Below are 22,470 nucleotides of genomic sequence, written 5' to 3'. Positions count from 1 at the left end.
TAATTTTATTCTATAGCGTTATATAATTATTATAATATAAGTAAACACTATGAGTAAAATTGTATTTATCTTAGTTACAAGCTTGTTGTTTTTCACAGGGTGTAAAACACAGCAGGATCCGGCACAAAAGGCCGTGGCTGATGCTGAAAGAGCTTATTGGGGAGAAAAAGCAATCCAGGCATTAAATGAGAGGAAATTTGTATTAGAGGCAGACAGAATTGACTTTAAATATGGAAATTTTGCCTATGTATCATCTAGTACTAATTTCATTTCCATGAATGGAGATAAAGCAACTATTCAAATGGCATTCAACTCTCCCTATGCGGGTCCAAATGGGATAGGTGGAATTACAGTAGACGGAAACGCGTCGAACGTAAAGATGGAAACGGATAAGAAAGGAGTTGTTACATTCAGCATGATGGTCCAGGGCATAGGAGTTTCAGCGAATGTCTTCATCAGAATATATAAAGGCGACAATAAATGTGATGCCGTCGTAACTCCGAATTTCAATAGTAATAGAATAAGTTTCCGCGGAAGCCTTTATCAGGAAGAAGACTCGAATGTATTTAAGGGACGTGCCTTATAAGGCAGGTTCGATCTATTCCATAATAATCGTTCCCAAAATGTAAATAAAGAAAAAGAGAATAAGAGAAAGCAGTTATTAATAACTGCTTTTTTTATTAGAACAAATTAACTAATTTAGAGCTCTTTTACAAATAAAAAAACCATTTAATTGGTTCTTTGCTTTCATTTTATTACTTTCGTCTTCCATTAACCTGATGAATATGAAATATTATAGTACAAATAAACTTGCTCCTAATGTCAGTTTACAGGAAGCGGTAGTAAAAGGTTTGGCCCCCGATAAAGGGCTCTATATGCCTGAAAAAATAAAAGTATTGCCACAATCTTTTTACGATAATATTGGCAATATGAGCTTTCAGGAAATAGCGTATACCGTAGCCGATGCGTTTTTTGGCGAAGATATAGAGGCCGAAACGCTGAAAGAAATAGTATATGACACATTGAGCTTCGATACGCCTGTTGTACATGTAAATGATAATATCTACAGCCTCGAACTATTTCATGGCCCTACCCTCGCTTTCAAAGATGTAGGAGGTCGATTTATGGCTCGCCTACTAGGATATTTTATCAAAAAACAAGGTCAAAAGGATGTAAAAGTCCTTGTTGCCACATCCGGAGATACGGGCAGTGCGGTTGCAAACGGATTTTTAGGCGTTGACGGAATACATGTATATGTACTATACCCGAAAGGAAAAGTAAGTGCGATACAAGAATGTCAGTTTACAACACTGGGACAAAACATAACAGCCATTGAGGTAGATGGCACTTTCGATGACTGTCAGGCTCTGGTTAAAACAGCTTTTTTAGACGAAGAATTAAATAAAAAGCTAAATCTCACATCTGCGAATTCGATCAATGTTGCCCGCTTTCTACCGCAAGCGTTCTATTACTTCAATGCTTACGCTCAACTGAAGAAGCAAGGAAAGGCTGACAATATCATTTTTTGCGTCCCTAGCGGCAATTTTGGCAATATTACGGCAGGACTTATAGCTAAACGCATGGGATTGCCTGTAAAGCGATTTATTGCAGCCAATAATAGCAATGATATTTTCTATGAGTACCTACAAACCGGTAAGTATAATCCTCGTCCGTCTGTACAGACTATCGCAAACGCAATGGATGTAGGTGATCCCAGTAATTTTGTACGTGTACTTGATCTTTACGAACATTCTTGGGACAAGATAAAAAAAGAAATTACCGGAGAATGGTATGATGACGATACAATCAGGAAAGTGGTGAAAGACACCTACGAGCAAACAGGCTATCTCCTCGATCCTCATGGGGCATGCGGCTATTCTGCATTGGAAGATTCCCTAGAAGCAGACGAAACGGGCGTTTTTTTAGAAACGGCTCACCCTGCAAAGTTTCTGGAAACCGTAGAAGACATTATCGAGAAATCGGTTGCCATACCCGAAAAACTGCAAGCCTTTATGAAAGGTGAAAAAAAAAGTATCAGTATGGGAAAAACATTTGAAGAGTTTAAAGAATTCCTATTAAAATGAAAAGAATAAGCCCGATTTTATCGGGCTTATTCGTATATAATGGGTATACTTTATTAGAACTTATATCCAAGAGAAATACCTACATTCATATTTTTTACTGATACGCTGCTAGCATCAATTTGACCAAATCCCGGAAAATCCACTATTCCAAAATCAGCAATATTTACTAGACCAAAATCACAATTAACTCCTGCATTAAACTGACCAAACTCAGCACCAACACCAAATCCTAATCCAAAATCAAATCTTTTCATTTTTAGACCTGCAGCTTCTGCCTCATCGCTAAAAATGCCTGCACTCTCTTCTAATCCTCCCTCTTTCGCTTTCCATTTACCATCTGCTGCATAAGCAATATATGGTCCTGCATGAAAAACAATACGCGTGTCGTTTGCTACAGTCAGTTTATACCCTGCATGAACAGGTAATTGTATATACGACAAACTCATCTTTAGGTTAGTATCCTCTTCTACTTTTGCACCCTTTGATGTAAACTCCAAGCCTGTAAGCAAATAGAGATCGTTAGTTAAAGCGAAGTCCAGTGTTACCCCTGCATTAAATCCAATCTTTGCTTTTGCATCTTCAAAGTCTCCACTGACGTTAGAAATATTCATTCCGGCCTTTACTCCAAAAGTCAAAGGTTTGTCTTGAGCATTTACTCCGATAGTAAGCAAAATCGCAGCAACAATCAAAGTAGTTCTAGCAATCATTTTCATACGTTAATTAAGTTAAGTTTGTAAATTAAATAAGATCAAAACAAATATACTCTTTTTTAAGATACTCTACTATTGTAACAATAATAAAAGTCTCACATAATGTGAGACTTTTATTTTATCCTCATTATTGATTAATCTAATATTTAGAATAGGAATTTAACGCCAACTTGTAATTGTCCAACCTCTCTGTCGGTTAAAGAATTGAAAGGATTAGCTCCTACACTCCAATCTGTACTACCATCGGCATCTGTGATGTTTACTCCAAAAATGGAGAACGATGTCTCTATTGTCATCCAGCTTGTTACCACAAAATCAATACCCGGTGATACTTGTAAACCATAAGTATTTACATCATCAGAGAAAGTCAAAGGTGCCGCTATTTGTCCAAATAAGAAAATGGGACCCGATATATTCCAATATTTACGGACAAGAGGTTTAACAACAAAAGCATCAACATCATAGGCAACTGATTCTCCAGCAACATCCATAAATCCTTCTTCTTTAAGATATCCTGCACCAATTCCCACAGCTACACTAGGAGAAACAAATGTGCCCACAATAGGCAAAATCATTGTAGATTTTGTGTCCTTCACATCTGAATAAGAAATTTCACCTCCGGCAAACCAAGTACCTTTAAGCCCTTGCGCACTAATGCACATACTGAATACTGCCAAAACGGCGACTAGTAATAATTTTTTCATAGTTCTGAAAGTTTAAAAATGACTAAATAATTTAACTCTAATATAGTTTGATATAGTATTACAGATGTAAATATAATTAAATTTTCTTAAAAAAAGAATATTCTATGAAAAATATCTGTCTTACTGAGTATTAGCAAATTCGTGTACCCGCATTTTCTCCAAATTCGGAAGCGCTCGTAATTATCACCTCTTTCACACCTTTTTCTATCGCCTGAAAGGCATTTTCTAATTTTGGAATCATTCCTCCTTGTACAATCCCATCTTTAACCAATTGCTCGAACGTAGCTTTATCTATGTTAGGAATCACACTCTCATCATCATTCTCATTCATGAGTACACCCTTTTTTTCGAAGCAATAAATAAGGGTTATATCAAACTTAAGAGCTAAAACCTTCGCTGTTTCTCCGGCTATGGTATCAGCATTGGTATTTAGTATATTTCCTTCTTTATCGTGAGTTAGCGGGGCTAGAATAGGTACTATTCCTTGTTGGATAAGGGAAGACAACGTTTCAGAATTTACCTCTTTCACATCACCAACAAAGCCATAATCGACCTCTTTCACCGGTCGTTTTTCCGATCGTATGATGTTCATATCTGCACCGGTAAGACCTAGAGCATTTACCCCTAGAGCTTGCAAACCGGCAACAATATTTTTATTTACAAGGCCTCCGTATACCATTGTTACAATCTCTAATGTATCTCGATCGGTTACACGCCTTCCATTCACCATGCGGCTCTCTATACCTAGCTTCTCCGCCAGTTTGGTAGCAGAACGCCCTCCCCCATGCACTAGTACTTTGTAACCTTCTATTTGGGAAAAATCCTTCAATAACTGGCGTAAAGATTGTTCTTCTTCTACAATCTTACCTCCAACTTTTATAATCGTAAGCTTATCCATTTCAATTAAATAATTTATGCTGTTCAAACTTTATTTGATAAAAAGGTGACAAAAGTGACACTTTTTACCGCTTATTTTAGGTGTTACTTTTTCTACAAATTACAGAACGTATTACAATATTAGATATTTTTTCATCAAAATAATAGAGAAACTTCATATCAGAGCATACAAAAATAAAAAGAGATTGAATCGAATGAAACAATCTCTTTAAAATTTCGCTGGAAAGAATTACTTTCTGATACCTAGTTCTTTGATTATCGCACGATATCTTTCAATATCATTTGCAGTAAGATAATCAAGTAAACGACGACGTTTACCTACAAGGCGTTTAAGTGATCTTTCTGTGTTATAGTCCTTCTTATTTGACTTCAAGTGTTCAGTCAAATGCGAAATACGGTATGAAAACAATGCTATCTGAGCCTCAGGTGAGCCAGTATCAGTGTTAGACTTTCCGTACTTAGCGAAGAGTTCTTGCTTTTTAGCTGAATCTAAATACATAGTAATTATTTAATTGTTTATAAACGAGGTGCAAAGATATAATTTATTTTTTGACAGACAAAGAATCAACAAACCTTTTTAAGACCAAAACATTTGATTTATTGTAATGTTACCAATCCAAATGTTATATTTATTTCTAAATAGGTAGCAACGTCTATACCATTTTTCTTAGCTGGTATACATTTCTTAGGAATTACAGGTAAAATATCAGTTAAATGATCCGCACTAAGACCATCTACCTTAACATCAGAAATAATTCCTTTGTCCGATACAATAATGCTTATCTTCACCTTCCCTCTACCTACAGATCGAACGGCTCTGGATAGCTTTATATTTTTTGTTAAAAAATCCAGCATAGGTAATTCTCCATCAGGATGCCATACCGGAATATCGACTTCCTCCATAGAATAAATACGTTTACGGTCTTCGGAATCCAATGTATCTCCCGAATAAGTCCCATCATGATAATATATACGTCGATGAGTAAATAGAACATCACCTCCGCCTAAACGCTTACAATCAATCCAATTATCATTGTCGTCGTATTTATATTTATACAGATCAATTATGAAAGAAGTATCTCCTTGATTAGATGAAAGGTATTTAGTAAACTTTCTCTCAATATCACTTTTATCATTATATTCTATCAGCGTACTTACATATACCTCCGAAGTCGATTGATTATTCTTCCTTATTCTTTTTTCTACAAGTCGGCCTTCACCATTATAATCATAAATTGTAGATACACTATCCTCCAAATTTTCAGATTTTATTATTTGCCCCTGTGAATTATAACGCAAATTTAACTTATCATTTCCATAGCCAGTAACCACATCATCCTCATATAAAGCGTTCTTTAATTTCCCGTTTTTATAATCATACTTGTGAGTTAATTCCTTTAAAGGTTTTTGATAAGTTATTTCTTGTTCGAGTTGCCCTTTATTTGAATATATGTAGGTCCTACCAAAAAGAGAATCTACCTTGATAGCCCTTATTTTCCCTTTTTCGTCAAAATCATATATTATCTTAGACAACCTTGTCTTATTATCCTTCGCATATTGTTCTTCTATCAACCTCTTTACCTTTCCCCGCACACCAAGTTTCCCCCAATCCGTCTGAACGTTCTGTATCAACCCTATAAAGAAAATCATGTTAGGATCTTCCTTTAAGAAATCTATTTCCGCAGGAGGAGTAAAACTTATTTGCTCTTGTCCATAAATGGGATTAAAAAAGATCAAAAAAAGAGCTATCAGTACTTTCTTCATATCAAGTAAGAATAAACTTTGTTTGTTATAGATCAATCATATACGCTTTCTGGCAAAAATACAAATAAGAAGGAAAAGAAGAGAGTTAAATATTCTACATATGACTTTATATTACCTTATTATTCCGCATTTATCTAATTGTCTATTCGTTAAGCTTTTAAAATTAGAATAAAATATGACTTTTATATACAAAAAAATGTGTAAAAGCCTTATCCAAAATGGATAACATGCTTTTACACACTTAAATTATATATATTATATTTCTACTTAGAATGGTAGGTCGTCACCATCGCCACCACTACTAAAATCTACAGGTGTAGAAGAAGCCGATTGTTGAGGTGCAGCAGCGTATCCCGCTTGGGGGCCTTCGGGAGCTCCTGCTCCTGCCGGATCAACCTTCCATGCACGCAGGTCTGTATACCAGTTACCGTTATATTCACGGCTTTCTATATCGAACGATACATCAAGAATATTACCAACCTGCAAAACAGACTCGTTAATTTTGTCACCCCACAATGTAACACATACTTTTTTAGGGTACATACCGTCTGTTTCGAGTATTATATTCTGTTTTCTCCACTCGCCGTTCTTTCCCATACCTGTTTGTACAGGCATCACTTGAATCAATTTCGCTGTTAATTGCATTATAGTTAGTTTCTTTTATATTTTTCAAATTGGAGCATAAAAGTACAAAAAAATCCGCACCTATCAAGTTTCATCAGTAGGGATATTGTGCTTTGCATTCTCTTCTGCCTGTATCCTTTCGGCGGAAGCTATAAATTCTTTATAGTATGACAAAAGTAAAGTTGTAAGAGGTATTGCGATAATCATTCCCACTATGCCAAGCAATGATCCCCACACCGAAAGAGAAAGAAGAATGATCGCAGGATTCAACCCCATGGCCTTACCCATTATACGAGGGACAAGAAACAAATCCATGATACACTGAACAATAATGTATATAAGTGCAACTAGTCCGAGCATCATCCAAAAACTATCGTTTGTCTGTGAAGCTCGCAACCAGCAAAGCAATATTGCCGGAGGGAATGTGATAACCTGCAAATATGGAATCATGTGCACAAGTCCTACAATAATACCGAACATAATAGCCAACGGTAATCCGATGAGCTGAAATCCGGTAGCATACAAAACAGCAAGAATCACACAGATAAAAGCCTGATGCCTGAAGTATTTATTCATACTGGTTTCCACATCCAATGTAATACGATTTACCACAGGGCGGTATTTTGGAGGAATGAGGTATCTCCACAATTCGTTTATTTTATCATAATCGAGAAGAATAAATATTAAATACAAAAGGACGATAAAAACGACAGTAAGCCCAACCAAGAAAGAAATAGTATTAGAGAATATTGCTTCAACAGCGGGGCTCAGGTATTGAACAATTTCTATCAGGTTGTCTCTAGATAAACTATCTTGTATTTCCTTAAAATCTACATAGCGCGAAAATATATCTGCAATACTCATCGGGATGCCATCGTGACTGATAGAAGACAAATCATAAGTAGCGATTAAACTATTTATTTGCCATATTTCATTCTCTATAAGCGGAACTAATATAAAACCCAATAAAGTAATAAACCCGGCAACAGAAAGAAGCGTTAGAACAACAGCCAGAGAGTGAGCCAACCTCAATCTCTTTTGATAGAATCGAACCAAAGGGTTTAGCATATAAGCCAATAGCCATGCAATAAGAAAGGGCAGTAAAACATCCTTCAAAATATACAGAAAATATAAAACTCCCCCTATTGCAAGAACACTAATGAGCATACGGATGGTCCTGTCGAATGTAAAAGGTTTTTCAAAAGGCTGGTTCATAATCTGTTTAGCTTCTTAATTATTTTATTTATATATCTTTACAAAGATATTTATTTTTCTAATTTAATTTCAGCATTTTGCTCATGAAGAAGTTGAAAATACAGTATTTATTAATATTCTTTCTTCTAGGATATTACACTTTGTCAGCACAAACAAGAGAACAAAGTCTACAACAATTTTTAAATAACAAAGGTTTAAAACACGCCTCTGTTGGAATTTGCGTAAAAGATTTTTCGGGGAAAGAAATAATATCAAACGATCCGGATAAAGCTTATACTCCGGCATCCATACTCAAAGTAGTAACTACGGCCAGCGCACTTGAAGTATTTGGACCCGACTATAGATATAAAACAACATTGGCAAAGGATAAAAACAATAAAAAGAACCTATTGATTCATGGATATGGAGATCCCACCCTAGGAACAGAATTTCTGGATAATACCCCTTCCATATTTCTTTCTCAGTGGATAGACAAAATAAAAGAAAACTTTCATTCCAACGACAAAATCGACATCACCGTTATAGACAACTACTTTGGATATGACGGAATTTCGGAGCAATGGACTTATCAGGATATCGGAAATTATTATGCTTCAGGGTCATACGGAATAAGCATCTTCGATAATACCTATAAGCTTTACTTCAATACGATAAATGCGGACACCTGTCCCCTGATTGTAAAAACTGAACCCGAAATAAACATCGATTTCCAAAATAGGCTCAAGCTAAACAATAATGATGCAGATAACGGATACATACATGGGTCTCCCATGTCAAATAAAAGGCTTCTAACGGGAGATATCCCCGCAGGAAAGGCATCGTTCAGCATAAAGGGAGATATCCCCAATCCGGGGCTTTATTTAGGTCAGACAATAAGTAAACGATTGCAAGAAAACAAATATCAAGTCGGCACGGTGAATAACACCTATGAACAATATTTTAGTCAGAAGTATCAGAAAGAAAAGAAATATTTCGATGAAAAGGTATTCTATACCCACCTATCATTCCCTATGAAAGATATTATAAAGGATACCAATGTAAGAAGCAATAACCATTATGCCGAGCACTTGATACGCACAATAGGACGAGATAAAAACAATGACATTTATTATTCTGCTCTCGATGCAGGAATAGAAAGAGTAAACGACCTGTGGAAAAGCAGAGGATTAGACTCGGAAGCACTAATAATGTACGATGGAAGCGGATTATCTCCTGCTAATGCAGTAAGCCCCAACTTCATGTGTGACCTTCTCGTTTATATGCAGACAAAAAGCAAATATGCTGATGCCTTCTTAGAATCTCTACCCAAAGCAGGAAAAGACGGTACAGTAAGAAATCGATTGAAAGGCACACAACTCGAAGGAAAAATATCGATGAAAAGCGGGAGTATCGGAGGAGTGCAATGCTTTGCAGGTTATTATATAAACGGAGACGAAAAGTATGCATTTACAATTATGGTAAATAAATTTACGGGATCACGTAGCGAGATAGTAAAAGCAATAGACGCCCTTTTATTATCAATCTTCTAAGGATTTTTCCTTACTTGTGACTATTACCAATGTAACAGCACCTATTACAAGAGCCAAGCCAAAGAAACTGTTCCACCCGAATGGTTCTCCAAAATGTAATATACCAACTAAAGTAGCCACTACGGGCTCCATCGATCCCAAGATAGACGTGATGGTAGATCCGGCATACTTAACAGCCGAAACCAAAGCCAATCCCGAAAGAACGGTCGCAAATAAGGCCAATCCGATCAGATTAAACCACGACATTGCATTCGGAACTATTTCTATACCTGTGGTAAAATATGAAAACACAGAGAAAATAAATGCACCGAAAAGCATTACATAAAAAGTAAACACCTCCGGATCTAGGCTTTTTATACTATTCCTGTTTAAGCTGACAATATAAGCAGAGTATGTAAAAACAGTCATTAATACCGATAAAAGCCCTCTGGTATTAATAAATCCAGTATCGCTCCAGCATAACAAAGCAACTCCGACTAAAGCTAAAAAGGCAGCAAACAACAAGTTACGAGATAATTTCTCTTTATAAAATATGATCATCATGCACGCAACTACCACAGGATAAAGGAAATGGATAGTAGTAGCAACTCCGCTGGAGATAAAATTATAAGAGTAAATTAAACCCATCGACGTCATCGTATAAAGCAACCCCAAGAATAGCAACTGAGTAGCCAATTTAGGAGAGATTCTAAAATTTCTTTTCCGAATAAGACATACAATACCCAGAAAAGCTGCTGCCAACAAACTCCGATAAAACAATATAGAAGGAATATGCATCCCTGATTTCAATAAGGGAATAGAGAAAAATGCTATCAGCCCGAAAGTTCCGGATGATATCAACGCCAATGCAATTCCTTTTGATTTACTCATTATATTTTCAGTGCGAAAGTCAGCAAAGTTAATATTTCATTTTCATTGTTATCATATTTTCAATATCGTCACGCAACAAATACAGCTAACATTCTGATTATATTACAATTACAATGATAAGATCAAAAAATTATAATAATTAAGACAATTAAGCATCACATAACCAAAGCATCTGAATATTTGTTTAAATAATAAATTATTCTTTATATTTGGAACTTCAAAAATAAAAAAACAGAATAATTAATTAATAATAAGCAAGTTACAATGAATATAGTAGCCGAAGTTTGTGCAAATTCAGCACAATCAGCAATCGAAGCTCAAAAGGGAGGAGCTGTTCGGGTAGAATTATGTGATAATCTCGAAGAAGGGGGAACAACCCCTGCCCTTTCGCAAATAGAATTCACACGAAAAAATTTGAATATACAGGTGAATGTAATCATACGTCCGCGCGGAGGTGATTTCTTATATAATGACCTGGAATTTGAAATGATGAAAAGAGACATCCATCATTGCGGACAGGCAAAATGTGACGGAGTAGTTTTTGGCATTTTAAATACTGATGGAACAATAGACAAATTAAGAAATAAAGAACTGGTTGAAATTGCTCACCAATATGGTATGAGTACTACTTTCCATCGAGCATTCGACAGATGCTCTGATTTGAATAAATCTCTCGAAGATATTATCGAACTGGGATGTGATAGAATACTTACCTCCGGCGGAATGAAAACAGCCCCTGAAGGAAAAGATATTTTAAGGCAATTAATAGAACAAGCAAACAACCGCATCATCATTATGCCGGGTGGAGGAATTACAGAAAATAACATTGCAGATCTTGCAAAGGCTACAGGCTTGAAAGAGTTTCACGGTTCTTTCAGAAGTCGGTATACAGGAGAAATGCAATACCAATCTCCCATCTTCGACAACTTCAACGAGGAGTATTCGATATTGCTATCGGACGCCGAAAAAATAAAATTAGCAATAGAAAATGCCAACAAAGCATAAAGAATATTGTTAATTTATATTGTACTGTAAATTAGCGCATAAAAAAGAAAACAAAAAGTGCTAACTTTGCAGTGCAAATAATTATTATCCCCTTTTAAATAAGATGAATTTCAAATATGATATAATTGTCGTTGGGGCAGGTCATGCAGGCTGCGAAGCAGCCGCTGCCGCAGCCAATATGGGCTCGAAGACCTTGCTCATAACAATGGACATGAATAAGATTGCCCAAATGAGCTGTAACCCCGCAGTAGGGGGAATTGCAAAAGGGCAAATCGTTCGTGAGATCGATGCGCTTGGAGGGCAAATGGGCATCGTTACAGACAAGACAGCAATACAGTTTCGCATGCTTAATAAATCGAAAGGGCCGGCAATGTGGAGCCCGAGAGCTCAGAGTGACAGAGCCCGATTTATTATGAAGTGGAGAGAGATTATTGAAAACACCGATAATCTTTTTATTTGGCAAGACACTGTCACTTCACTCATTGTTCAAGACAAAACAGTAACAGGAGTAAAAACAGCAATGGGTGTTGAATTTTCAGCCAAAGCCGTAGTACTAACCAATGGAACTTTCTTGAATGGATTGATGCATATAGGCAAAACACAGCTCGGAGGAGGACGTGTTTCTGAACCCGCTTCATTCGGAATCACCGAACAATTGAGGGATTTTGGGTTCACCACCGACAGGATGAAAACAGGAACACCTGCTCGTGTAGACGGAAGAAGCGTTGACTTTAGCCTGATGGAAGAACAAAAAGGTGACGATGACTTTCACAAGTTTTCATATCTTGACTATGAACCACGCACCTTGAAACAACTTAGTTGCTGGATAACGTATACAAACGATGATACCCATGCCACATTACGCGATGGATTGGATGATTCTCCACTATACAATGGACAGATAAAAAGTATTGGCCCCCGTTATTGCCCAAGTATAGAAACAAAGATAGTCACTTTCGAAGAGAAGACATCTCACCAACTATTTCTCGAACCGGAAGGAGAAAGCACACAAGAATACTACTTAAATGGGTTCTCTTCTTCCCTCCCACTCCATACTCAAATTGAGGCTTTACAGAAAATACCGGCATTCAGAAATATACATATATATAGACCCGGATATGCAATAGAGTACGACTTCTTCGACCCTACTCAATTAAAACATACGTTGGAAACGAAGCTCGTTAAAAACCTGTTTTTTGCCGGTCAAATCAATGGGACTACAGGTTACGAAGAAGCGGGAGGACAAGGATTAATAGCAGGAATAAATGCGCATATCAATACCCACGGAGGCAACGAATTTGTCTTAAAAAGAGATGAAGCATATATAGGTGTACTGATAGATGACCTTGTAACAAAAGGCGTAGACGAACCGTATAGGATGTTTACATCAAGGGCAGAATATAGAATTCTTCTTCGCCAAGATGATGCAGATGTACGCCTAACAGAAAAGGGATACAACATAGGGTTGGCAAAACAAGAAAGAATTGCCCTATTGAACGAGAAAAAAGAAGAGGTTCAAAAGATAATAAACTTCGTGGCTAATTATTCCCTCAAACCGGAATACATCAATGAAGGATTATCCAAACTAGGAACTAATCCGCTCAAGCAAGGCATGAAGCTAAAAGATGTAATTACTCGCCCACAAATTACAATAAAAAGCATCGCAGAATATATCCCTGCATTCAAGGTAGAACTTGATAAAATTCCGAACAGAAGAGAAGAAATAATAGAAGCTGCAGAGATCATAATCAAATATGACGGCTATATAAAACGTGAACAAACGATCGCTGACAAGATAACAAGATTGGAAAATATTCGAATTAAAGACAAGTTTGATTACGAAAATATCTCATCCCTATCAACAGAAGCACGACAAAAATTATCAAAAATAAATCCAGAAACAATTGCTCAAGCAAGCAGAATTCCCGGTGTTTCCCCCAACGACATCTCCATTCTCCTTGTGCTGCTAGGCAGATAAATGAAAATGTTTCACGTGGAACGTATGCTAAAATAAAAATTGTTCCACGTGAAACACCGCTAATACTAAACAAAAAAAATGGACAAAAAAGAAAAGGAAGAAAAGCTTTTAATACTCCGAGAAACGGTAAGAAACATACCAGATTTCCCAATACCGGGAATTCAATTCAAGGACGTCACTCCGTTATTTAAAACAAAAGAGTCTCTATCAAATCTCACAGAAGTTCTTTTAGATGAATACAAAGATAAAGGAATAACAAAAGTTGTTGGCATAGAATCAAGGGGTTTTATCATGGGTCCAATTATGGCCTTAGAACTTGGAGCTGGTTTTGTTCCAATTCGCAAACCCGGAAAATTGCCGGCAGAAGTATTCGAACAAGAATATGAAAAAGAATATGGAGTAGATAAAATTCAAATACATAAAGACTCTCTGTCAAAAGATGACGTGGTATTGATCCATGATGACCTATTAGCCACAGGAGGTACCATGTATGCTGCATACAAGTTAGTGAAGGACATGGGAGTAAAAAAGATATATGTCAACTTTATCATTGAGCTGGATGCACTAGAGGGCAGAAAGCTATTTCCTAAAGAAATCGGAATTAACTCTTTGATTCATTACGATATTTAAATTATATAAATAATTTTGGAGAAGGGGAGAAAAAAGAATTCTTCCCTTTTTTGATTATAAATAGACATTCATTTGTAGTATAGAAAACAAATTAATAATTTCACATAAAATACAATTAGTAAAGAAAAGAACACGATGATTAATGATTCTTTGAAAAATATCATTAGAAATATTCCACAGAAGCCCGGTTGTTATCAATATTATGACGCCAAGGGAGTAATTATATATGTAGGGAAAGCAAAAAATCTAAAAAAACGAGTTTCTTCATATTTCACAAAAAACCATGAGGACAGTCCGAAAACAAGGATACTAGTCAGCAAAATAAAAGATATTAAATATATCATTGTTGAATCAGAAGAAGACACTCTCCTACTGGAGAATAGCCTGATCAAAGAATTTCAGCCACGATACAACGTAATGCTGAAAGATGATAAATCATATCCGTCTATTGTAATTAGAAATGAATATTTCCAACGTATAGAAATAACAAGAAAAATACTAAAAGATGGCTCTAAATATTTCGGACCATACTCTAATGTACTGAGTGTAAAGACTCTCCTGGAGTTGATCCACAAATTGTATCCTATCCGCACATGCTCATTAAATCTTACGCCGGAGAAAATTGCAGAAGGAAAATATAAAGTCTGTTTAGAGTATCATATAAAAAGATGCAAGGGGCCTTGCGTTGGTTTACAGGATTCTGAAGAATATATTAAAAATGTAAATGCTATCCAGGAAATCTTAAAAGGGAATACCAATCTTGTAAGCGAGTCAATCTATTCAGAAATGCAGGCACTGGCTGAGAAGCAAGAATTTGAAGAAGCGAATAAATTAAAAGAAAAATTCATATTAATTGAGAATTTCAAAAATAAATCAACCGTAGTAAGTTCAATCAAATATAACATTGATGTATTCAGCTATGACGAAGATGCAGATGCAGGATATATCAACTATTTGAATGTGTATAATGGTGCTGTTATACAGGCATATACATTCGAATATAGAAAACGGATAGAAGAAGAAAAAGAGGAATTACTTGCTTTAGGTATTATTGAAGTAAGAAAAAGATTTGGCTCTACAGCGAAAGAAATTGTTGTACCATTTCTCCCCGACCTGAAATTAGATGGTATAGAAATTAACATTCCTCAACGAGGCGATAAGAAAAAACTATTGCTTCTTTCAACCCAGAATGTAAGACAATACAAAGTAGACAAATTAAAAAGGGCAGAAAGCTTAAATCCTGAACAAAGAGGTACTCGCATCCTGAAAGAAATGCAAAAAGATCTGAACCTCAAAGACTTGCCATCACACATTGAATGTTTCGACAACTCCAACATACAGGGAACCAACCCCGTATCGGCATGTGTTGTCTTCAAAATGGGAAAACCTTCAAAAAAAGACTATCGCCACTTCAATGTTAAAACAGTAATTGGACCTGACGATTTTTCAACAATGCGTGAGGTCGTATATCGCAGATACCACAGACTTATAGAAGAGGGAAGTCCCCTACCCCAGCTTATTGTTATCGACGGAGGTAAAGGTCAGCTAAGTGCAGCTTGTGAATCGTTAAAAGAGCTCGGTATTTATGGCAAAGTTGCCATTGTTGGCATTGCAAAAAGACTGGAAGAAATCTACTATCCAGAAGACTCTATCCCACTCTATCTGGACAAAAACAGTGAATCTTTGAAGATTATACAACACCTTAGGGATGAAGCTCATAGATTTGGAATCACTTTTCACCGCAACCAAAGAAGTAAGGGACAGGTAAAATCTGAATTAGATAATATCAAAGGTATCGGTGAAGAGACTAAACGTCTTCTACTGAAAGAATTCAAAAGCGTAAAGAGAATAAAATCAGCTTCTAGCGAAGAAATAGAAAAAGTAGTCGGTAAACACAAAGCTACATTAATTGATAAATATTTTACCGAAGAAAAAGAGTCACAAAATTAAATATCTGTACAATAAAACCTTGCACTTGGAAGAAAGAATAAATAAATTATACCTGAAAAATTTGGACTAAAACAACGTACAGCCCATTCATAACATTTAACTTTCTCGAAACTAAATAAGTTGGTAGACGTTATAATAGTATAATACATAAACTAATTAAAAAATAACGTACACATGAGAAATGATTTATTTTACTCTGTAAAACAAGCCGTCAAATACTGGTGGGTTTCATTGCTAATCGGACTACTAGCTATAATGCTGGGAATTTGGTGTTTAACATCTCCGTGGACTACAATTACAGCATTATCAATTGTATTTTCCGTAACTTTCTTTGTAAGTGGTGTTTTCGAAATAATATTTGCTGTGTCAAATAGAAATACACTCAAGAGCTGGGGGTGGACTTTAGTAAGTGGTATTATAGACTTATTATTCGGTATCATTCTTATATCAATGTCACCTGCAGTAATCGCAATCGTACTCTCATATTTTGTTGGATTCTGGGTAATGTTTCAGTCTATCTGGGGAATAGGAGGAGCTGTAGAACTACGGAGAAATGGAGCTAAAGGCTGGGGATGGCTACTTATATTAGCTGTTTTAGGTGTAATTCTGTCATTTATTTTCATAATGAGTCCTGTTCTAACATCAGGATTTATAGTAGCGCTCATTAGTATTTCGTTCATCTCTTATGGTTTCTTCAGAATATACCTTGGAATGAGATTAAAATCTCTTCACAAGGAAATGGAAAAGATTGAAGAAGAAATACATAACGAATAGTTAGAATGAAATAACATTTAATTTTTTGGAACAAAAGGTTAAGAGGTGTCTACTTTTAAGACACCTCTTATCACATTGTATGGATCACACCCTAACTTCCGGAAAACCACCATCTACAGATATTTCTGCTCCTTGTATAAAAGAGGCGTCATCAGATGCAAGGAATGTTATCACTTTAGCAATTTCAGAAGGCTGTGCAAACCTCTTGAGTGCAACTTGAGGCAACACATATTCTACAATACTATCTATCTGATTTTTAGAAAGATTAGATCGATCGAAATAATTTGTACTTACCGGCCCCGGACTTACTGCATTTACACGGATATTTCTCGAAGATAATTCTGCCGCAAACGTCTTCACAAAGGATAAAATAGCTGATTTGGCAGCAGAATAAACAGAAGAGTTCTGCATTCCCATCTTTGTCACGTTCGAAGAATTCAATATTATGGAGCTCCCCTCTCCCATCAATGGTAATACTTGTTGTACCGTAAACAAAGTTCCTTTTACCAACACATTAAACATGCCATCGAAATGTTCTTCTGTGACCGCCTCAATAGGCGCATATTTCCCAAAACCTGCATTTACATACAGGATATCTATCCGAGGCGAAATGGAGTTAATATTTTCATTAATAGCCAATAAATCAGACATATTCCCGCTATCTGAAACAAAACCTACAGCCTTATTTCCTAATTCAGCTACTGTTTTATGTACTGTCTCTTGATAGCGTCCTGTAAAAATTACCTTGGCTCCGTTCTCAATAAAATCGATAGCTGTCGCCTTACCTATACCGCTTGTAGCTCCTGTTATAAGGGCTACTTTTCCTTCTAGCTTTTTCATATTTGTTTTATTTAATTAAACAGTACAAATATATTCTGTCATAGAGTCTCTTAAAATCCATTTCTTGCTATTATAGAGAAAAAGTAATTACACTAAAAGCGAACAAATTCAGCAAGAAATGGATTCTATAAGTATAAACTACTATGTAGCTTTGTACAGTATAAAAACCAAAACTATGCTTAATCAAGAATCGTTAGACTTCAACCGCATCAAAAAGGCAATAGAATATATTAGTGAAAACTACAAATATCAGCCTAGTTTGGACAAGATTTCAGAACATATACATCTTAGTCCCTACCATTTTCAGCGATTATTCAAAGAATGGGCAGGAGTGAGCCCTAAACGCTTCCTACAATATATAAGTATACAACATGCAAAACAGATCCTAAGAGAAACACAAGCAACACTATTCGATACGGCATTCGAAGTTGGCTTATCAGGCACAAGCAGGTTGCATGATCTGTTTATAAATATAGAAGGAATGACTCCCGCTGAATACAAAAATGAAGGAAGCTATCTTACTATAAACTATAGCTTTGCACTCAGTCCATTTGGAGAAATAATTGTGGCTTCAACCCCAAAAGGGATCTGCCATATGGCATTTGCAGAAGACCACGAAGAAGCAATTACAAATCTGACAAGTATTTTTCCTAAAGCAAATTATCAGAATTCAACAGATGAAATCCAAAAGAATGCAATACGCATCTTTAATCTGGATTGGGAGAGCCTTGATAAAATTAAATTACATATCAAAGGTTCTGATTTTCAGCTTAAAGTGTGGCAAGCTTTGCTAAATATTCCGATGGGGCAATTATCATCATACCAGAATATTGCTAATCTGATAAGCAACCCTAAAGCAAGCCGGGCTGTGGGAAATGCAGTGGGGCAAAACCCGGTAGCATATCTCATCCCTTGCCACCGAATAATACAGTCCACTGGGGCTCTGGGAGACTATCATTGGGGACATATCCGCAAAACGTCTATGATCGGATGGGAAGCAGCTAAAGTATATCAATAGTCTTATAGCAGATTATACAAATAATTATTAACCTCAATCCCTGTTATTAATAAATGAATCAACTTAGGTATATTTGCAAATTAATCTCTAATTTTAAAGTCCATATCTAATTATGCGACTCTATTTTATCAAACATGAGGATATTAATTCAAAGAGTAAGTAAAGCATCAGTTACAATCAACGGCAGTATAAAATCAGCAATAAATCAAGGGCTTCTTATCCTTGTAGGTATAGAAAATACAGATAGTAAGGAAGATATAGAGTGGCTCTGCAACAAGGCTGTAAATCTTCGGATATTTGACGATAAGGAAGGTGTAATGAATTTATCAATAAAAGATATCAATGGCGAAATACTTGTAGTATCGCAATTTACCTTACATGCTTCTACTAAAAAAGGAAATCGTCCGTCCTACATATATGCCGCAAAACCCGAAATTGCTGTACCTTTGTACGAAGAATTTTGTGCCGTTTTGAGCAACAAGCTAGGTAAACCGGTACCAACAGGCGAATTTGGAGCAGATATGAAGGTAGAACTCATAAATGACGGTCCTGTAACTATATGGATCGACTCGAAAGTAAAAGAATAATATGACAATAAAAGAAGCACAACAGGAGGTAGACCAATGGATAAAAACCGTGGGCGTACGCTATTTCAGCGAACTAACCAACATGGCTATCCTCACCGAAGAAGTAGGCGAATTAGCCCGCATCATGGCACGTACTTACGGTGATCAATCTTTCAAGAAGTCTGACCTGAACAAAGATCTTGGAGACGAGATGGCCGATGTATTGTGGGTACTTATCTGTCTCGCAAACCAAACAGGCATAGATCTTACAGACGCCCTAAAAAAGAATATTGAAAAAAAGACTAACAGAGATAAAGACAGGCATATAAACAACGAAAAATTGAAATAGAATGGCAGAAGTAGATAAATACAGAGATACTCTAAAAAAATATAAAACAGACATCAAAGATGCTGATATCACTCAGAAAGTAAATGAGATAATCAGCAAGAAATTCGATCAGAATAATACCAAAGAGGTATATAAGAGGATATATTCCTGCATAGATCTCACATCCTTGAATGCAACGGACACACGCGAAGAAATTTGGAATTTTACAGAGAGAGTAAACGACTTCGAAGGATCAAGCGATGTAGACAATGTAGCAGCAATATGCGTCTACCCTAACTTCGTAGAAACAGTAAAAGAGGCTTTAACGGCAAATGTAAATATAGCCGCAGTAGCAGGAGGATTCCCCTCATCTCAAACATTTACCGAAGTGAAAATAGCCGAAACAGGACTTGCTGTAGCAAGTGGAGCCGATGAAATAGACATTGTACTTAATCTCGGATACTTCCTGGAAGAAAACTACGAAGATGTTTGTGAAGAAATAGACGAAATAAAGAACGCATGCCGTGACGCAAAGCTAAAGGTGATACTTGAAACAGGGGCACTAAAAAGTGCTAAGAATATAATGAAAGCCTCTATCCTAGCATTATATTCAGGTGCGGATTTTATAAAAACCTCAACAGGAAAAGTCTATGAAGGTGCTACCCTCGAAGCAGCATACGTTATGTGCACTGCTATTAAAGAATATAACCAGAAAACAGGGAATAAAGCCGGATTTAAAGTTTCGGGAGGTATTTCTACAACAGAAGATGCTGTAAAGTACTATACCATAGTAAAAGAACTACTGGGCGATGAATATCTGAATAAGGAATATTTCCGTATAGGAGCAAGCAGATTAGCGAACAACCTATTGGAAAGTATTAATTAGAAGATACCTTTCCATAACACACATAAAAAAGATCGGCACGAAAATCGTACCGATCTTTTATTTTCAGAATGAGATTCTGATAACTGTGAAAAGGTTCACAGTGAGCTATTTACTTTTTCAGTTCAGCCTTTGCTGCTTTCACGTTACCTTTAGCTTCTTCCTTTTTTGCTTTCACTTCTGTCTTAGCTGCTTTCTTTTCTGTTTTTGCAGTTTCTTTAGCTTCTTTCACTTCAGTTTTAGCTGCTTGTTTGGCTTCCTTAACTTCTGTTTTAGGGGCTTTTTTTGCTTGATTAGCTGTTTTTACATCTTGAGCCATTACACTGGTAGAGGCGATTAATGCGATAGCCATGATACCTGAAAGAATAATCTTTTTCATAAATAATACTTAATTAAAAGTGTTAAACTATACTGTTTAAATACGCAACAAATGTATGCTGGTTTTTGACTTAACACAGGTTAAACCGCGTTAAAAAAAAAGCCACTTTGTGTAAGTATTACTAAAGAATATTTTCTTCGTTTAAAAGGTATACAAATGCACTGTTTATAAAATAAAAATAGATACTGTATCAATCAAAAAATCTGAAAAAAACTTAATTTAACATATAATTAGATCAAAATGTCATAATCTAGTATCAAAAGTAAAAATAGCAGCCTATAAAAGTCCGGCAAAGCACTACCTAATAGCCTGTTTTACAAGATCAATAAAGGATTCTCGCATTTCGTCAGTTCCTTTTGATGTTCCTTCACAGCTCAACCAAACACTGTTACGGATACCAACCGGCTTGAGCATATCTCCGATAAGGCCATTTTCGATCGTATTCTTAAAGTTAGGGCTCGGATGCTCAGACGTAGTAATAATAAGGGATTGCTCTATGTCCAAAAGTGCATTAAAGCCTCCTTCGTAATTAAAAGCAAAATCTTTCAATAATACTTTATCAAAAAAACCTTTCAAAATTGCAGGCATAGTATTCCACCAATTGGGGAAAATAAATATCATTTTGTCAGATTTTTTTATTACTTGCTGATATCTAAGAATTAATGGATCAAGTACTTTTCCCTTGTTATATACAGACAATTCATCTTCTGTAAACACCGGATTAAAGTTATCTTTATGGAGATCTAATACCTCATAAGCCACATTATTATTATCATATTCGTCAATAATTGCATCCAATATTGCTTTATTAAAACTACCATGCCAAGGATGAGCAAAAACGATTGTTACCATATCTTTTTATTTATATAATTCAAACTTATGCCGTAACCAAAACTTCAATACCAAGACGAAGCCCTTCTACACGGTCTCCTATCTTTTTTAAATCTTCCACAGGCACTTTCTCAAGGTTTTTTTCAGGGGTTTCTCTGTCGATAGTGTAAATCATTACCTCACGAGGTTTTGTCGCTCTAACAGCCTCTAACCAAGCCAAAACTTCGCCCTCTGTTGTATTATCTACTACCCTACCCTTATGGCTACCTCTTACAAACATTGTTTGCATAATAAAATTGCCTTCGAAGCGTTTAAAAAGTTCTATCTGCTTTTCTATACTATACTCTGGCGAATTAGGACGATCTATCAACCGCACAGTATCAATACATGCCGAATCGAGCTTTAGTATATTATTATCTACCTTCTTGAGTGCATTAAATACCTTCTCCTTTCCGGCATGCATTGCGTTCGAAAGCACACTTATTTTAGTTTGAGGGTAATACGTATCCCGAAGTTCAATTGTATCATCAATAATTTCAGCAAATTGAGGATGTATCGTTGGCTCTCCATTACCAGCAAAAGTGATTACGTCCAATGCTGTTCCTTCTTTTTGCAAATGTATTAGTTTGTCTTCCAGAGCAGCTTTAACATTCTCTCGTGTAGGCAATTTAGTTTTTGTCCTAAAATTTTCATTATACCCACATTCACAATAGATACAATCGAACGAGCACAACTTACCATCGTACGGAAGCAAATTCATACCCAAAGATGATCCCAAACGACGACTGTGTATAGGACCAAACACTATTTCATGAAACAATATAGTTGACATATTATTATATTTCTAAGCTCTAATTTTTAATAATATACAAAGTTACTGCTTTATCACTC

24 protein-coding genes are annotated in these 22,470 nt (G+C 36.1%); 12 read left to right on the top strand and 12 right to left on the bottom strand.

What is annotated here, in order from left to right:
• Window positions 1-49 precede the first annotated feature (49 nt).
• Together HMPREF9456_RS01265 and thrC are read left to right on the top strand one after the other, a co-directional pair.
• Window positions 50-586: a DUF4251 domain-containing protein gene (locus HMPREF9456_RS01265; RefSeq protein WP_006841630.1), complete on the top strand. Its 537-nt coding sequence runs from the start codon at window positions 50-52 to the stop codon at window positions 584-586.
• Window positions 587-785: 199 nt separating this feature from the next.
• Window positions 786-2,084 (top strand): threonine synthase, encoded by a 1,299-nt coding sequence (gene thrC, locus HMPREF9456_RS01260; RefSeq protein WP_026176999.1) that lies wholly within the window; start codon window positions 786-788, stop codon window positions 2,082-2,084.
• Window positions 2,085-2,137: 53 nt separating this feature from the next.
• On the opposite strand, the gene HMPREF9456_RS01255 is transcribed toward thrC, so the two are convergent.
• The 7 genes from HMPREF9456_RS01255 to HMPREF9456_RS01225 all read right to left on the bottom strand — a co-directional run bounded on the left by HMPREF9456_RS01255 (window position 2,138) and on the right by HMPREF9456_RS01225 (window position 7,998).
• Window positions 2,138-2,797: a porin family protein gene (locus HMPREF9456_RS01255; protein ID WP_006841628.1), complete on the bottom strand. Its 660-nt coding sequence runs from the start codon at window positions 2,795-2,797 to the stop codon at window positions 2,138-2,140.
• A 143-nt stretch (window positions 2,798-2,940) separates the two neighbouring features.
• Window positions 2,941-3,498 carry a hypothetical protein gene (locus HMPREF9456_RS01250; RefSeq protein ID WP_006841627.1) on the bottom strand — a complete coding sequence of 186 codons (558 nt, stop codon included), beginning with the start codon at window positions 3,496-3,498 and terminating at the stop codon, window positions 2,941-2,943.
• 130 nt (window positions 3,499-3,628) lie between these two features.
• Window positions 3,629-4,396 (bottom strand): acetylglutamate kinase, encoded by a 768-nt coding sequence (gene argB / locus HMPREF9456_RS01245; RefSeq protein WP_006841626.1) that lies wholly within the window; start codon window positions 4,394-4,396, stop codon window positions 3,629-3,631.
• A gap of 228 nt (window positions 4,397-4,624) precedes the next feature.
• The gene (gene rpsO, locus HMPREF9456_RS01240; protein WP_006841625.1) at window positions 4,625-4,894 is read right to left on the bottom strand and encodes a 30S ribosomal protein S15; all 270 of its coding nucleotides are present in this window, start codon (window positions 4,892-4,894) and stop codon (window positions 4,625-4,627) included.
• 98 nt (window positions 4,895-4,992) lie between these two features.
• Window positions 4,993-6,159 (bottom strand): toxin-antitoxin system YwqK family antitoxin, encoded by a 1,167-nt coding sequence (locus HMPREF9456_RS01235; protein WP_006841624.1) that lies wholly within the window; start codon window positions 6,157-6,159, stop codon window positions 4,993-4,995.
• A 267-nt stretch (window positions 6,160-6,426) separates the two neighbouring features.
• Window positions 6,427-6,804: a DUF3127 domain-containing protein gene (locus HMPREF9456_RS01230; RefSeq protein WP_006841623.1), complete on the bottom strand. Its 378-nt coding sequence runs from the start codon at window positions 6,802-6,804 to the stop codon at window positions 6,427-6,429.
• Window positions 6,805-6,867: 63 nt separating this feature from the next.
• Window positions 6,868-7,998, bottom strand: a complete 1,131-nt coding sequence (locus tag HMPREF9456_RS01225; RefSeq protein WP_006841622.1) for an AI-2E family transporter — start codon at window positions 7,996-7,998, stop codon at window positions 6,868-6,870.
• A gap of 83 nt (window positions 7,999-8,081) precedes the next feature.
• On the opposite strand from HMPREF9456_RS01225, the gene dacB reads away from it, so the two are divergent.
• Window positions 8,082-9,527, top strand: coding sequence for a D-alanyl-D-alanine carboxypeptidase/D-alanyl-D-alanine endopeptidase (dacB, locus tag HMPREF9456_RS01220; protein ID WP_006841621.1), 1,446 nt, complete (start codon window positions 8,082-8,084; stop codon window positions 9,525-9,527).
• Here dacB and HMPREF9456_RS01215 read toward each other — a convergent pair.
• Complete coding sequence (locus HMPREF9456_RS01215; RefSeq protein ID WP_006841620.1) at window positions 9,516-10,397, bottom strand: DMT family transporter; 882 nt, start codon at window positions 10,395-10,397, stop codon at window positions 9,516-9,518. The two genes, dacB and HMPREF9456_RS01215, sit on opposite strands and share 12 nt — an antisense overlap.
• Before the next feature lie 264 nt (window positions 10,398-10,661).
• Between HMPREF9456_RS01215 and HMPREF9456_RS01210 the strand changes: the two genes are divergently transcribed.
• The 5 genes from HMPREF9456_RS01210 to HMPREF9456_RS01190 all read left to right on the top strand — a co-directional run bounded on the left by HMPREF9456_RS01210 (window position 10,662) and on the right by HMPREF9456_RS01190 (window position 16,734).
• The gene (locus tag HMPREF9456_RS01210; RefSeq protein WP_006841619.1) at window positions 10,662-11,402 is read left to right on the top strand and encodes a copper homeostasis protein CutC; all 741 of its coding nucleotides are present in this window, start codon (window positions 10,662-10,664) and stop codon (window positions 11,400-11,402) included.
• A gap of 103 nt (window positions 11,403-11,505) precedes the next feature.
• Window positions 11,506-13,380: a tRNA uridine-5-carboxymethylaminomethyl(34) synthesis enzyme MnmG gene (mnmG, locus tag HMPREF9456_RS01205; RefSeq protein ID WP_006841618.1), complete on the top strand. Its 1,875-nt coding sequence runs from the start codon at window positions 11,506-11,508 to the stop codon at window positions 13,378-13,380.
• A 78-nt stretch (window positions 13,381-13,458) separates the two neighbouring features.
• Complete coding sequence (locus tag HMPREF9456_RS01200) at window positions 13,459-14,010, top strand: adenine phosphoribosyltransferase (protein ID WP_006841617.1); 552 nt, start codon at window positions 13,459-13,461, stop codon at window positions 14,008-14,010.
• Between the two features lie 135 nt (window positions 14,011-14,145).
• Window positions 14,146-15,960, top strand: a complete 1,815-nt coding sequence (uvrC, locus tag HMPREF9456_RS01195) for an excinuclease ABC subunit UvrC (protein ID WP_006841616.1) — start codon at window positions 14,146-14,148, stop codon at window positions 15,958-15,960.
• Between the two features lie 174 nt (window positions 15,961-16,134).
• The gene (locus HMPREF9456_RS01190; protein ID WP_006841615.1) at window positions 16,135-16,734 is read left to right on the top strand and encodes an HdeD family acid-resistance protein; all 600 of its coding nucleotides are present in this window, start codon (window positions 16,135-16,137) and stop codon (window positions 16,732-16,734) included.
• Window positions 16,735-16,818: 84 nt separating this feature from the next.
• Here HMPREF9456_RS01190 and HMPREF9456_RS01185 read toward each other — a convergent pair whose 3' ends face one another.
• Complete coding sequence (locus tag HMPREF9456_RS01185) at window positions 16,819-17,574, bottom strand: SDR family oxidoreductase (RefSeq protein ID WP_006841614.1); 756 nt, start codon at window positions 17,572-17,574, stop codon at window positions 16,819-16,821.
• Window positions 17,575-17,749: 175 nt separating this feature from the next.
• Between HMPREF9456_RS01185 and HMPREF9456_RS01180 the strand changes: the two genes are divergently transcribed.
• From HMPREF9456_RS01180 to deoC, 4 genes are all read left to right on the top strand, one after another.
• The gene (locus HMPREF9456_RS01180; RefSeq protein ID WP_026177001.1) at window positions 17,750-18,592 is read left to right on the top strand and encodes a methylated-DNA--[protein]-cysteine S-methyltransferase; all 843 of its coding nucleotides are present in this window, start codon (window positions 17,750-17,752) and stop codon (window positions 18,590-18,592) included.
• Between the two features lie 134 nt (window positions 18,593-18,726).
• On the top strand, window positions 18,727-19,179 hold the full coding sequence (gene dtd / locus HMPREF9456_RS01175; protein ID WP_006841612.1) for a D-aminoacyl-tRNA deacylase: 453 nt from the start codon (window positions 18,727-18,729) through the stop codon (window positions 19,177-19,179).
• Window position 19,180: 1 nt separating this feature from the next.
• Window positions 19,181-19,507 (top strand): nucleotide pyrophosphohydrolase, encoded by a 327-nt coding sequence (locus HMPREF9456_RS01170; RefSeq protein WP_006841611.1) that lies wholly within the window; start codon window positions 19,181-19,183, stop codon window positions 19,505-19,507.
• Window position 19,508: 1 nt separating this feature from the next.
• Entirely contained in the window at window positions 19,509-20,372 is an 864-nt protein-coding gene (gene deoC / locus HMPREF9456_RS01165; protein WP_006841610.1) for a deoxyribose-phosphate aldolase, read from the top strand.
• A gap of 109 nt (window positions 20,373-20,481) precedes the next feature.
• On the opposite strand, the gene HMPREF9456_RS01160 is transcribed toward deoC, so the two are convergent.
• From HMPREF9456_RS01160 to HMPREF9456_RS01150, 3 genes are all read right to left on the bottom strand, one after another.
• A complete protein-coding gene (locus HMPREF9456_RS01160) occupies window positions 20,482-20,748 on the bottom strand; it encodes a hypothetical protein (RefSeq protein ID WP_006841609.1) in 267 nt (88 codons plus the stop codon).
• A gap of 297 nt (window positions 20,749-21,045) precedes the next feature.
• Complete coding sequence (locus HMPREF9456_RS01155; protein ID WP_006841608.1) at window positions 21,046-21,600, bottom strand: NAD(P)H-dependent oxidoreductase; 555 nt, start codon at window positions 21,598-21,600, stop codon at window positions 21,046-21,048.
• 25 nt (window positions 21,601-21,625) lie between these two features.
• Window positions 21,626-22,411, bottom strand: a complete 786-nt coding sequence (locus HMPREF9456_RS01150) for a radical SAM protein (RefSeq protein ID WP_006841607.1) — start codon at window positions 22,409-22,411, stop codon at window positions 21,626-21,628.
• Window positions 22,412-22,470 lie beyond the last annotated feature (59 nt).

Origin of the sequence: Dysgonomonas mossii DSM 22836 (assembly GCF_000213575.1) — a bacterium.
Classification (GTDB): Bacteria; Bacteroidota; Bacteroidia; order Bacteroidales; family Dysgonomonadaceae; genus Dysgonomonas; species Dysgonomonas mossii.
This window is presented reverse-complemented; position numbering and strand designations above follow the sequence as displayed.